The organism is Paenibacillus sp. Root52 (assembly GCF_001426865.1).
GTDB lineage: Bacteria > Bacillota > Bacilli > Paenibacillales > Paenibacillaceae > Paenibacillus.
The window spans coordinates 204569-218583 of sequence record NZ_LMFO01000032.1 but is presented as its reverse complement, the minus strand read 5'-3'; the positions used below and the strand labels follow the sequence as shown (position 1 = coordinate 218583).

The window sequence follows — 14015 nt, the reverse complement described above, 5'->3', positions numbered from 1 at the left end:
TGGCGAATCACTCTCCCATCTGAGAAGGAACGGTTTCTTTTGCTTTTAGATCAAATGTGTAGATCTTATTTGTAGACCATATCATTAAAGTAAATTATTAGTGACCCATCATCATTGCTGGATCAGGCTGATCTCCTGACTCAAGCGTCTCTTCTTTCATCTGTTTCGGTTTACGAAGAATCAGACTCAGAAGACATCCAAACAGCGCAATGCAAGCTGCCAAGAAGAACGTATCGTTGAAGCCAGCAACCAATCCATTAACTGCACTCGCCCCGCCAGTTCCTGTTGTATGATCAGCAACTCGCGAAGTCAAGAAACCCGTCAGTCCTGCAACCGCAAAGGACACAACCACTTGCTGAGCCGCAGCGGTAAGCGGCGTAACACGACCTACCAGCTTACGCGGAGCGGCGTTCAATACATGTGTATTCAGCGGCATCATGGACAGACCCATCCCAAGTCCCATCATAATCAAACTAACAATGATCAGTCCAAGACTTGTTTCCGCCGTGATGGAAGACAAGATAAACAGTGCTCCGGAAATGATGCCTAAACCTGTAAATGCCAGCGGTCTCGCACCAATCTTGTCAAACAGACGTCCACCGAGCGGCATACCTACACCAGATGCCAGTGCCTGTGGAAGCAGGATCAGTCCTGTTTCCAGAGCAGAGTATCCTTTGATCTGTTGTAGGTAAAGCGGAATCAAAATCATCGCTCCGAAGAGAGCCACTTGTGATACCCAAGCAAGAATAATACCGCGTGAGAAATCAGATGATTTGAATACCCGCAGTTCCAGCAATGGATGCTTGTGACGCAGTTCTACAATAATGAACAGAATCAATGCTACCCCACCTACAATCACACCAGTCAGTGTAGTTGCTGACGTCCAACTTGTCCCGCCTTCACTAACACCATAAGCCAGCATAGAGAATGCAATGGGTGCCAAAATCATGCCTAATAGGTCAAGTGTAGGCGTCCGTCCACGATCCGTATCGGGCAAAAATTTGAGACATAGAATAAGCGCAACGATCCCGATCGGAAGATTAATAAGGAAAATCCAGTGCCAACTGAACGACTCAATGAACCAGCCTGACAATACTGGACCTAATGCAGGAGCTAATAACATCGGAATCCCGAGCATACCCATAATGGAGCCTCTTCTCTCCGGGGGAGCCAAACGGAAAACCATAGCCATACCAATCGGAGCGACCATACCTCCACCAAGTCCCTGAATGATGCGGAAAATAATTAATTGCTCTGGGGATTGTGCAGCCGAGCACAACACTGATCCTAATGTAAACATCGCAATTGTAAATAAAAACACTCTCTTGGAACCAAACCGATCGGTTAACCATCCAGCAAGGGGAATGACAGCAGACAATGCCAAGGTGTATCCCGTCACAGTCCATTGAATGGTTTTGAGATCCGTCTCGAAATACTGAACGAGATTAGGAATCGCCACATTCACCACCGTGCTGTCCAGAATGACCATAATCATACCTACAATGATGGCCAGCAGCGGTAGAATAATCGTTTTTATCGAGAACTCCGCTGGGTTCTGGGGGATTGCTGTTTGCTCTTTCAATTTCTCACACTCTTTTCCGGCCTGGAGGCATCTCTTGCCTCTCCAACGGCCTTATAATCACAACATGTTTCAAACTGTCGTTTTAAACTTTTGTTTTAATCATAGTATATTCTAACGAAAATACCTTTGCTGTCAAGATATTTTTAATGTCATTAATTATATATGTCCATCTATCTCATTTTCCCCTAACTGCTTCAATCTGTACGAGATATAGATTAGAACGATCCATTTCATCTATATCTAGTTGCACAATCCATTTTTGGAAGCTATGTATTCGACTAATTAATTCAACGCCAAAAAAATGAACCAGGCTCCTACCTGCTCCATCCGTTTGGTCATACGTTGTATCCGTTGTACCTGCTATATCATCGAACTACACGTTCACACTGTTCCACTGTTAATCTGCAAGTTTGGTCATTTGGTGCTCGGTAAGCACACCCAGAGTCTGGCCGTATGCGCTCCGACAATACAAACGAACTGCAAGATGATAAGGACGGGAATAATTCGTAATAATTCGAAGTTCCCAGTTGGCTGAAGACACATCCAAATTAGGAATGACATAATTACGCAAACACCCATGGTGCTCTGATCCAATCTGAAAAAGATAACGATATATCTCTCCGCCTACTTCGTTTCTTCCACCTATAAATACATCCGCTTCGTCATCCCCTACCCACGCTACCTCAATATCTACGTATCTGACTGGGATAGCCGTTTGGAGCATACTCTCATGCATCACAAGTAGATACACCGCCACACACTTGCCCTCCCTCCCATTTCCACCGATCCCTCCTTATGTAGTTTATGCAACCTCTCGTCCAATGCCAGTTGTATTCACCCATTTTTGCACGTAAGCATAGAAATGCCCGACCTCAGGCACTTCGTTTTTCATAGAATACAAAGACAGCAGAACGGTCTGTGCAGGCCGTGATAAGGAGGTACCTATGAGAGTTCTGCTTGTAACCTATTGGGAATTAACCCAAATGGGTGGGATATGGACATATCTAAGACAATTGGCCGATCACCTGACATCACTGGGTGTGGAGGTTGATATTATGGGTACGAACGCTGCGAGCAATGAGGTTTATGTCCGTAATCTGAATCAATCCTTCTCCAAAACAAAAGTCTGGCCGATGCTGCAAACGAAGCTTAATCCCACCGACCTGCCTCAGTTCACCGCCGACTCCCTTCTCGCTTATTATGAGCTTAATCGTTATGCCTTTGAGATGGCTGCCGCGTATCTTGGGGTCAATCATTATGACATCATCCATGCGCAAGATCCTGTTGCTGCGGTAGCCATGAAGCGTATTCTAGGTCGTAACACGCCAGTCGTAACGAGCTATCATGGAGCGCTTGCGCGTGAAACTTTTTATGATGCTCAAAATTCGAATCCACAACTTACACTCCCTACCTACTTACAATCCAAACGAGGTCGGTACTTCCTGTCTCTGGAGAAAAGAAGCGCCGCACAATCCGAGCTGATTCTCGTGTCTAGTCACTGGATTAAGAGCACCCTTACAGAACTGAACGTACCTGAATCCCAATTCCGTCTTATTCCTTATGCTATTGATCTCCCTTCTTATCAAGCTTCAGCAGCAGTTAAATTCCGCCAGAAACCACCGGCAGGTAAAAAAGTCATCGCTTTTACCGGTAGACTAGAGTACATCAAGGGTGTACATGTCCTGATTAACGCACTCGCTGGTCTGAAAACACTACGTTCAGATTGGGTCTGCTGGATTGCGGGAGAGGGCAATCTGATGGAGGAACTGCGTGATCAAGCTTCCCGTATGGGCGTGGGAGACGATGTCGTCTTTTTTGGAAAACTGGACAATATCCCTTCCTTCCTACGCCGTGCTGACATCTATGTGCAACCTAGTCTGCAAGACACCCAGCCTTTCTCCGTGACCGAAGCACAGCTTGCAGGCGTTCCTGCCATCGTTAGCGGCACTGCCGGGATGCCTGAAATGGTTGATCCCGCTAATACCGGATGGGTCGTGCCTCCCCAAGATGCTAACTCTCTCTGTAGTTTGTTACATGCGCTATTAGAGGATGATGCTACCCGCAAACGAGTCGGCATACAGGCCAAAGCATGGGCCGAGCAGCATCGCTCACTGGAAGAAATGGGGATGCGCACGTTACAGGTTTACCAGGAAGCCATTCAGAGAGGAGGGCATTCCGTATGACGATCCTTGTACCCAGTGATCTGTATAATCGCTGGTTCTCCACCCCAGTTTCCACACCTCATGTTGAGGTAGACTACGCTGTCATGAATGCTTTGATGCAAAAGCTACCAAAAGGATATATCTTGCCTGATCCAGAATCTATGGAAATATTAAATGTAAATGACCCTACGTAAATTCAATGCGCGTCCAATAAAACGATGCAAACAACATGATATCGTTGAGCGCTTACCCTCTTGCTGAAGAGGGTTTTTCTGCGTTTCTATGTATTCTGTGCCTTCTGTGACTTTTGTGTTTCCTTCGTCAACCGCGATTCCACCAATTTATTGCCCAGGGAATTCCGATACGTCAAAAAAAGAGTATTCCATCTTGCCGCAGCTCTACACGCGACACAGTGAAATACTCCTATTTGCATTAACATATCTATGCTGTTCTCGCACCTCTCAGAGTTAACATACACATGAGTCCTATCATCTTAGACGTTCCTTACCTTATCACCAAATGCCACAATTCCTACCTACGCATTGTCTAATTCATATGGCTAAACCCACAGCCTAACCTATTGCCAATATCCGCCCACCTGCAGCAGATTAAGCAATGTGGGACGATACTTCGCCTGAACTCGCTCCATCTCCGCCTTCAGTTCATCGAAATGACGCTTCGTGCCCATCTTTTCATGCACTCGATAAGACACTAACGGATCATTGAAATAAAACAGCTCATAGACCGGGAACAACCTCAACCACATCTCATAATCATGCGTGTAACGGAAATCGGTATCAAACATGCCGAATTTTCGAAAAGCATCCATCTCCAGCATCACGGTACAGCCGTTAATCGGACAACCCTCCAGAAGTACCTGCAGTACCTCCAAGCGGCTCCCTACTTCAGGACGGATGGTATCCATCCATTCATTATCTGCATTTACATAGTGATACGCTCCATGACAGAATAACGCCTTCACCTTCAACATAAATCCCAACTGTTTCTCTACCCGATCCAGTAACATCACATCATCCGAGCTAAGCCATACAAAATAATCACCCGTTGCTCTTTTGATCCCTTCATTCAGAGCTGTCGCCGTGCCGCCATTTTCTTTGCGAATGTAAGTAATCCGATCCATAAACGGCTGCACCCGCTCGACATACTGCGTAGAACCATCATCGACAACGATGACTTCAATATGAGGATATGTCTGATGAACGGCACTGTAGATGGCCTGATCAATGTATGCACAGTTGTAAAAAGGAATGACGATCGATACCTTAGGCTCCATCCGGCTCCCCCTCCTCTTGTATGCAAATCTAAAATGTAACTCCTCGTTCCCTAGTATATGAAATACTCTCCAATTCGTATGGGGCATCTGTAGGGTCAAAAGAGTACAACTTTAGACCATCCTCTCTAAACACTTTCAGAACAATATTTAGAGGACAAGAGACAACGAGCAGCCCAGGCTTCCTCATCATGCTGATCGCATGTGAGGATATCTATTTGGAGCCCCAAATCGATTGGTTGTTGGAGCCGATCAAAGAGAAGGTCATGACTTCGTTATGGCTCGACAACTCATTTTTCTGTTTGAAGAATACACCTTTATAGGTCACCCCATTAATGATCATCGTACAGTAATACGTACCCGCTGTGTTCGACCATGTGCCTGTAACTGCACCAGATATTGTTCCATTGGTATTCAGCGTCACGCTTTGGGTTGGAAGCATACCGACACCATTAATAGAAGCATCCAGCCCCATGTTAACAAATTGATACGTTCCCGCCATATCACTTGTACTATATCCTGTGGATGAGATGCTACTTCCCAAAAATTCATACACTGCTGTAACAGGCCACTTGTCTGCATTCAAAAATTGCTGGTGCGCACGCACCTCATGATATTCGGTTCCGTTATTAAACCGGGTATGATAGATTAGGTACCTCGCGCCATCCGTATCAATAAGTGCTGAGTTATGTCCGCCCGATTTGTAACCAAGAGGGATGCCAGCCAGGGTATAGTTACCGAACAACTTCACGCCACGAGTGGATTGATTAACCGATGCTGATAAATATACGGCTTGATTGCCAGCAGCATCCGTGTATGTTCCATTAATTGTGGTAGAACGATACAATCGGATGTGATAACCGCCCTCACTCGCTAGACCACCATACGTTACATATAGGTAGTAGTAACCGGCTTCCTTATCGTACTCAATGAACGGAGCCTCTCCTGTTTTCCCATAACCTCCTGCAATGCGCTTGCCAAAGTAACGATCCGTATCGCCACTGTCCGATCCTGGATAGATCGGCTGTCCCGTCTCTGGATTAATCTGAAGAATGAATATTCCACCAGACCAAGATCCGTAACTCATCCACAGTTTTCCTGAACTATCATAAGTTAAGGTAGGATCAATTGCATTAGGGAACAAGGTGTTATTATACCCACCATTGCCAGAGAACCAATTACTTCTGGTACCAGTAAACCTCCCTTGGTCGATTAACTCAGGAATATTCGTATTTTGATACCATGTATTAATAGTTTTCGTGCCAAGAGATGATGTTGTTGTGATTGGATTGCTTTGGTTGGTGAAACCAGAATAGATGATGGTATCGATGTACTCATAAGGCCCTTTTACAGACTTAGATACACCAAAACCAATGGCCGAACGAATATACGTAGAAGAAGTGGAGTAGTACAACATATAAGCACCTTTGGAACCGTCCGCCCATGTATACGAAGCATTATAGATCGGTGATGCTGGTGCCCATACTGCATGACCACCGGAGCTGTCCTGATCGTTATACCCCGCCCAAGCGTAGGATACAGCCAGAGCGGAAGTGAGATTATTGCCCGAGCTTCGGGATGAGTTCCCGGTTCCACCTGCTTTGATCAACTCCCACTTTTGCATATCTCCCCCCCAATAGTTCCATTGCTGGACATCCGTACCTGCCGTTGTGCTGCCATTTGCCACATCCAATGCACCAGTATAGCCAGATGCCTTCGTCAGTAGGGCAACAGAACCGTCTGCATTTTGTTGAAGCCGGAATAGTTGTGGATTCCCACCCACATACCCGGACTGACTAATCAGAGCACCGTCCGTCCCTGACCCACCATTGACGCCAATTGCACTACTATAGGCAGAGTTACCGGTAAGCAGGTAATAATCACCGTTACCGTTATTCATAATTCTGAATTTTTGCGCATCAGACCCATTATAAGTCCACTGTCGAATACTCGTTCCATCCGCGGCTGATCCATTGGCTACGTCAAGATATAAACCGCTGTTTTTATTTTTCAGATAATAGTAGCCTTCAAAGGTAGAAGGTGCGTACAAGGTGCTATTCGTATAACCTTGTGTTCCTTCATAAGACCAGTTTCTGAGATCCGTACTGCTTGCCTGTGCCAGATGTGAACCATAAATATAATATCTATTTGTTGTAGAATCGTAGTAAATCGATGGGTCATGTACGGACACACGAGTTGTATTGGAAGTTGTTGATGAACTTGCTGCCCCCAGAGCACTTCCACTTCCCACACCGATGATTACCAGCATCATAACTAGCATCATGACCCCCATCTTGTTCCATAGCTTGTCCACATATGGCATGATAGAATGAATCTCCCTTCAATATTTGAGTGTTATGATATCATCATCTTTCAACTTTGCGTTGGTAGAGAAGAGTTAGAAATAATTAAGCGCTTTCATTTTATAGATTTAAATTATCTTCATTTCTGTTCTACTGACCATGCTTTCACGAAAAAAATACAACTTATACATATAGAGATGTCTACATTCCCCCTTTGAGATAATATAATAAGTCGCACAGCATCTGGAAATAAAATCCATTATGACTGTAATCATAATATACGGATGTCTTGGTCGAAGTAAGGGATTTCATGTCGGTTTCCAAAATAAAACGATGACTCCCGTCCAATTATAGAGCACAGGAATCATCGTTTGTCTGAGTATTAGAGCCAGCAAGACAATTTCTTTTTTAAACAGAAACACAGACTTAGAGCTAACATCTGGCTGATATACCATCTCATATCTTCCGTAAGTTACTCCTCAGCTATCCCTATCTCCCCATGCTCGCGATTCGCTGCAACAGCGGATCACGATATCGCAACCATACCATAGAGGCTTCTTGCCCAATAACTGTAGCGTGTCTCATGGATCCCATACCCTCATGCCAGCGATAGGCGGTATGCGGCTCGTTCAAATACGGGAAGTGATGTCCGTTCAGCAGAATCCGCAACCAGAGATCCAGATCGTGAGTGTACGGCAAATATTCATCGAAGAGACCAACGGCTCCGAACAGATCTTTACGAATCATTACTGTACAGCCATTTACCGGATTACCGTTCACGAACCTACGCAACCAATCCACAGGAGCCATCGGCTCTGCTCCGCCATTCAATTTGGTCACAGCAGCATGCTCATTAATATAGTGAAAATTAGTATGAGAAACCAACGCTTGCTGCTCTAGCATAAACTGAACCTGTTGCCGGATTTTGTCTGGATAAAACAGATCATCTGAACTGAGCCAAGCAACATACTCCCCGGATGCATGGCGTATACCGTGATTCAGTGCAGACGCTGTTCCTCCATTACTTTTGCCAAGCACATTAATATAAGGAAGATAAGGATGTAGTAGATGGGAGTACTGCGTCGAACCATCGTCGACAACAATGATCTCGGTCTCAGCGTATGTCTGATTCAAGGCACTTTGAATCGCCTGAGGCACATAAGGACAATTGTAGAACGGAATAACAATAGATACCTTCGGGTTCAATCCGTTCCCCTCCCTTGCTGGATACGAACATCATTTAGAATATCCTGAAGGGATTGTGCAAACGGAATGAGCGGCTGCCAGCCCAGTTTGCGCAGCAACGACAATTGTTCTTCTTCCCCAGCTCCGTCTGGGCCTGAGGTTGCTCCATCCCAGCGCACAGGTACATTTGCACTCGTCATCGACAACAATGTATCCGCGATCTCACCCAAGCTGCGCTCCGTACCAGAGACAACAGGGTAGACTGTACCCGTCGTTCCGTGGACTAACAATGTAGCATAGGCTCGCACCGCATCACGTACATCCAGAAAATCACGGGTATTCTCCCGACCTGAGAGACGGAAGGCCTCTGTCTTACCCTTCTGCTCACAGGCGACAATATGACGCGCAAGCAACGAGCAGATTCCTGTGGAGGGGCCAGCACCAATCAGGTTGCCCGGTTCAGCCACCATGATCTGCTGACCAAATAGAGACATCCACGACAGGGTCACCATCTCCTCCAGAGCTTTGCTAAGACTGTATGGGTGTGGCGGCTGCGGGATTTTGCCGGGTTCTGGGGTGTACTTTAGCCGCGAACCAACAATGACCGTTCTGGCAGCAGGACAGCTGCGCAGTGCATCCAGCAGATACAGCACAGCCATCACATTGGTCTCCAGCACAAGCAACGGATCAGACCATGAATCCGGTACGGAATTTTTACCTGCGAGATGCAGCACATAGTCAGGCCGCACCTCGTCGATTAATTGACGCACTTGCGTTTTGTCATTCAGGTCGCAGACATGGACATGTGTGCCCTCAGGAAATGCATAAACATACTCACGCCTGACCACGGCAACGACCACTGCACCAGCTGACTGAAAAAATTCAACGGCATGTCGCCCTGTAAAACCTGAGGCACCTGTAATGAGCACCTTCTTGCCTGTTAGCTCTGCTCCATCCATAATGCCAGCTCCTTCAGCATCGTAGAATAATCCGGAAGGTCTGTCTTCACATCCACGCGTGTTGATACAAGTGTCCGATCCTGCACCATGCGATCATCAGGGACAATGACGACATCCTGTTTGTTCCATATCTGCTGAAATAACACGAGCAGATCATGCTTGCTTAGTGGATGCGGATGGGCAAGATGGATCAATCCACTGACAGGAGAGGCTAGATAATGATCCACCCATTTGGCCAGCTCAAGAGTAGTGACCCCGTTCCATAACACACGGGTATATCCACCAACCTCCCCTGCGCTGGACATGAACCAGTTCATTAATCCAATGCCGCCCTTCCGGATTTCGGGACCAATAATGGACGTACGGATGGTCAGGTGTCCCGGGTCTTGAATTTCACCCAATGCCTTCGTGACTGCATAAGCAGAGGTGCCATCCGTAACATCCGACTCGGTATAACCTCCACGGTCTCCACTGAACACACAGTCTGTGCTGATATGGATGAGCCGTGCTCCGATGGTATCTGCGACCCGGCGCAGACGATGTGGAAGAAAACCATTGATATGATAAGCATTGATTTTGTCTACATCCGCGAAACTATTCAATACACCCACAGCGTTCACAATCACATCAGGGTGCACAGCTTCCACCAAACGATCCACCATGAAACTATCGTTCACATCCAGTAACAGTCCATTCGGATCAGAAGCATCCCGGGTTGTGTAAAACACGCTGTGCACACCTTGACGGCGGAAATAGTCGACCATTACATGGCCGGCCATTCCGTTCCCCCCAAGTATCAGCAACTTCATGACAAGAATCCTCCGCGCTTGAGGATTTCACGAATCTCCTCTTTTGTCATCAATTGATGTTCGGAACTAAAACTACTGAAGGAGACTGGCGGGCAGTTCGTGTAATGCTCTTTGAGTCCTGGAATACCGAGCGTAGGTAAAATAACCAAATACTGCTCGTCGTAGACAACCGTAGTCATACTTTCGAACTCACTCATCAGAATTTCATGAATTTTCTCACCTGGGCGGGTGCCACGCTCTACAATGCCAACATTCTCAACACCTGAATCTTCAATCAGCACTTCAGCGAGATCCACAATTTTGCAGGTTGGCATCGTCATGACAAATATTTCGCCACCAACGCTTTCCACCGAAGCCTTGAACAATAACGTGATCGCATCCTTCAGGGTCAGGAAGAAACGTGTCATGTTCATATCGGTAATCGATACTTGACCCTTTTGACGGATCTGGTTCTTGAACAGATGAACAACGCTCCCATTGGTGCCAAGCACGTTGCCTCCCCGTACTGTGACAAAACGTGTATTGCTGTGCAACAGATTAGCGTATACGATTAACTTCTCACCGATCGCCTTCGTCATTCCATAGAAGTTCGACGGATTGGCTGCCTTGTCGGTTGAAATATATATGACTTTTTCCACCTTATTCTCAATGGCCGCTTCAATTACATTTTGGGTGCCGATCACATTGGTTTTCAGCGCTTCATACGGCTGATCCTCACATACTGGAACATGCTTGAGTGCAGCTAAGTGAAATACATAGTCCACCTGCTGGCATGCCGCAGTTAGTGCTTCTTTGTCCCGAATATCACCGATGCGGAAATGCAGACGAGAATCTTCAAAATCACGGCTCATCGCCACTTGGCTTGATTCATTACGTGAGTACACGATAATTTCTTTGGGTTGCTGAGGCAGCAGTTGAGCCACAAGTTCATAACCCCATGATCCAGTGCCGCCAGTCACGAGTATACGCTTATTTTCAAACATGCATTTTCCCTCCAAGCAGAAATTTGACCACTTTACTGGATACATCCGTAGCCTTGTAACCTTGCGGGCACTCCCAATCATTGGATAGTTCCGTCATCACCTTCACACAGTCTGCAATGCGAGCAGCATCTAGCCCAGACACCACATTGCTACCACAGTCCACCGTCTCTGGACGTTCTGTCGTCCGTCGCATCGTTACTGTGGGAACCCCCATAATGCAGCACTCCTCTTGCACAGTACCGCTATCCGTAAGTGCGAGTCGGGCATGACGTTCCAACATCACGAAGTCGAAGAATCCGAACGGCTCATGAAATTCCACTAATGAATTCATCTCCAACTGCAGATGCTCTGCAATCCGAATGGCAGTTCGTGGATGGATACTACAGATCACCCGGAGGCCATGTGCTTCAGCAACATGATTCAAGCCCTTCATAATTTCCAATAAGTGCGGTGGATGATCTACATTCTCAGCTCGGTGTGCTGTAACAAGAAAATATTGTCCAGACTTCAGCTTTAATTTTCGCAAAATTTTACTGGCATCTACCTGTGCTTTATAATGTTGCATCACTTCATAGATCGGATTGCCTGTCAGCACGATTCGCCGACTGGGCACGCCTTCACTGACCAGATGTTTTTTGCTCTGTTCGGTATAAGGCATATTTATTGTGGATATCGCATCAATGACGCGGCGATTTTTCTCCTCTGGTACATCCAGATCGAAGCAGCGGTTGCCGGCCTCCATATGAATGACGGGAATCCCCATACGTTCTGCTAATACAGCACAGAGCGCACTATTGGTGTCACCAAGCAGCAGCACTTTATCTGGCTTTTCTTGCAGTAATAAATCTTCCATCTGAGTAAACATGGAGGATAACTGGCGACCTAGGGAGGCCGCCTCATCCTGAAGCACATAGTCTGGAGCACGCAGACCCATCTCTTTGAAAAAGAGACCACTCAGACTTTCTGTAAAGTTCTGTCCTGTGTGCACTAGAATGTGCTTCGATGCGTACTGATCCAGCTTAGAGATGATTAGGCTGAGCCGAATAATCTCAGGTCTCGTGCCCAGCACAGTCATGATCTTCATCGTAATCCCTGCCTTCATCGTGTATTCGACATGCTACGGCGAACCCGGCTCCCCCTTGCCTTGGTAAGCCCACGTTTGCGAACAGCCGATGATTTTTTGTGCGAGCTATGCTTCTTCTTCTGACCCAGCTTGGTTTTGCGTTTGCCCGATCCTTTGCTGCGTTTGGAGGCATCCCGCACCCTAGAATGCTCTAGAGTCTGTCGTAGACTGCGGCCTGTTCGATGCCGGGTTGTTTTTCTTTTTCTCGTTCGTAGAACTTCATGCTCTGCAGTTCTCTGTATAGGTTCATGAGATCCAACTGTCAGTGGAGGCAGTGACGAGAGCGGCAAGGTATGGATCACAGAGAGTGGAAATAAACATGCTCGAACCGCATCCGGTCTCATCATCAGCACAGTGCGCAACTCTCCTTCTCCCCATGCGTATACCGGCCCGTTCGGAGGCTGAATGTAGGGGAACCATGCAGGAAAACGTTTAAGCCACTGTGTCACCATCGTATGCATCTCAGTCCTATAGGTTGCGATGCCATACAATCGTTCCGCTTCTGTCCGGTTGCGCCAAGCCACATCGGAAGCAAGCTCTGAATCATTCAGCAGTTTCGTTGCCATGACGGTAAGTGCTTTGCTGTCTCCAGGTGGAGCCAGAAACTCTCCACTTCCTACCGTCTCCAGTAATTCGGCTAAACCACCTTGGGCAAATGCGATAACTGGTTTGGCAAAATACATCCCCTCTAGGGCAGTCATGCCAAAGCCCTCTTTGACCATGCTCGGAATGACTACGATATCCATAGCTGTATAGGCCAGCGATACATTTTCCTCAAATGTGGTAAAGGTGAATCTTCGATAATAGCCTGACTTTTTGACCTGGGTCACGCATTCGTCATAGTACTTTTTGTCTGATGGGGTACCGATGATCCAAAATCGGGCACGAGAATGGGTTTCACACAATTGCAACGCCATTTCTACAAAAGGTTTTAGTCCCTTGGCATCATAGATAAAAGAAGAAATGTAACCCATGCAGCTCTGGAAAGGCTTTATCCCAAGTTCCTTCCGCTTTCGCTCTCGCAAATGCAGCCAGCGATCAGGATCAGGTAAACCCGGATCCCATGTTGGTGGTAAGATGGTCAGCTTGTCGCCCATTCCCGCTTGTTTAAACGGAGCTCCTGCTGTTTCAGATATACCAATGATCCAGTCCGAATACCGACCAATCATCTGCACAGCCTCGTTGATGTGTTCAGTGAACTGTATGATTTCGGTGATTTTCCAGATGACCGGAATTTGCAGTGATTTAGCAGCGACCGCAGGCATGACATTCACACACGTATTGGTCAGCACCAGGTCAGGCGCCGACTCCCTTAATAGGGAGAGCGCCTCCTGATAAGCTGGGCTTTGACGAAGCTGCTCTGTATCGTTTGCGATGCCATGATAAGGGGTATAAACACCATGCAGCATTGGAAGAAAACAAACCTTGACCGGTATATCGAATCTCCGTGCAAGCCCTGCAAGCTTCCCTTCCTGAGGAACGACCAGCACACAGTCGAAGATCGCACCCATTTCCCTTATAAAATGCAGTAACAGCTTCTCCGCCCCAGTAATACTGCGGGTATTACACACATGGGAAAACAACATTAGTTTAGGTTTAGTTGCCATAGCCGCACGGA

At 46.8% G+C, this 14015-nt stretch carries 12 protein-coding genes; 2 read left to right on the top strand and 10 right to left on the bottom strand.

Annotated features, from left to right (window positions below):
- Positions 1-97 precede the first annotated feature (97 nt).
- A complete protein-coding gene (locus ASD24_RS27190) occupies positions 98-1582 on the bottom strand; it encodes a DHA2 family efflux MFS transporter permease subunit (RefSeq protein WP_056702685.1) in 1485 nt (494 codons plus the stop codon).
- A 397-nt stretch (positions 1583-1979) separates the two neighbouring features.
- Positions 1980-2339: a hypothetical protein gene (locus ASD24_RS27185; protein WP_056702677.1), complete on the bottom strand. Its 360-nt coding sequence runs from the start codon at positions 2337-2339 to the stop codon at positions 1980-1982.
- A gap of 187 nt (positions 2340-2526) precedes the next feature.
- On the opposite strand from ASD24_RS27185, the gene ASD24_RS27180 reads away from it, so the two are divergent.
- Positions 2527-3765, top strand: a complete 1239-nt coding sequence (locus tag ASD24_RS27180; RefSeq protein ID WP_056702675.1) for a glycosyltransferase family 4 protein — start codon at positions 2527-2529, stop codon at positions 3763-3765.
- A complete protein-coding gene (locus ASD24_RS30820) occupies positions 3762-3938 on the top strand; it encodes a hypothetical protein (RefSeq protein ID WP_200956206.1) in 177 nt (58 codons plus the stop codon). Before ASD24_RS27180 ends, ASD24_RS30820 begins: the two co-directional genes overlap by 4 nt.
- A 383-nt stretch (positions 3939-4321) precedes the next feature.
- Here ASD24_RS30820 and ASD24_RS27175 read toward each other — a convergent pair whose 3' ends face one another.
- The 8 genes from ASD24_RS27175 to ASD24_RS27140 form a co-directional block, all read right to left on the bottom strand.
- The gene (locus ASD24_RS27175; protein ID WP_056702673.1) at positions 4322-5038 is read right to left on the bottom strand and encodes a glycosyltransferase; all 717 of its coding nucleotides are present in this window, start codon (positions 5036-5038) and stop codon (positions 4322-4324) included.
- Positions 5039-5249: 211 nt separating this feature from the next.
- A complete protein-coding gene (locus tag ASD24_RS27170; protein ID WP_056702671.1) occupies positions 5250-7358 on the bottom strand; it encodes an RICIN domain-containing protein in 2109 nt (702 codons plus the stop codon).
- A 469-nt stretch (positions 7359-7827) separates the two neighbouring features.
- Positions 7828-8544, bottom strand: a complete 717-nt coding sequence (locus ASD24_RS27165) for a glycosyltransferase family 2 protein (RefSeq protein ID WP_056702669.1) — start codon at positions 8542-8544, stop codon at positions 7828-7830.
- Positions 8541-9482, bottom strand: a complete 942-nt coding sequence (locus ASD24_RS27160; protein WP_056702657.1) for an NAD-dependent epimerase/dehydratase family protein — start codon at positions 9480-9482, stop codon at positions 8541-8543. The genes ASD24_RS27165 and ASD24_RS27160 overlap by 4 nt, the downstream gene beginning before the upstream one ends.
- Positions 9464-10291, bottom strand: a complete 828-nt coding sequence (locus ASD24_RS27155) for a dTDP-4-dehydrorhamnose reductase family protein (RefSeq protein WP_056702654.1) — start codon at positions 10289-10291, stop codon at positions 9464-9466. The genes ASD24_RS27160 and ASD24_RS27155 overlap by 19 nt, the downstream gene beginning before the upstream one ends.
- Positions 10288-11274, bottom strand: coding sequence for a polysaccharide biosynthesis protein (locus ASD24_RS27150; protein WP_056702652.1), 987 nt, complete (start codon positions 11272-11274; stop codon positions 10288-10290). The genes ASD24_RS27155 and ASD24_RS27150 overlap by 4 nt, the downstream gene beginning before the upstream one ends.
- Entirely contained in the window at positions 11267-12358 is a 1092-nt protein-coding gene (wecB, locus tag ASD24_RS27145; RefSeq protein WP_056702904.1) for a non-hydrolyzing UDP-N-acetylglucosamine 2-epimerase, read from the bottom strand. The genes ASD24_RS27150 and wecB overlap by 8 nt, the downstream gene beginning before the upstream one ends.
- Positions 12359-12372: 14 nt before the next feature.
- Positions 12373-14004: a glycosyltransferase gene (locus ASD24_RS27140; RefSeq protein WP_082560589.1), complete on the bottom strand. Its 1632-nt coding sequence runs from the start codon at positions 14002-14004 to the stop codon at positions 12373-12375.
- Positions 14005-14015 lie beyond the last annotated feature (11 nt).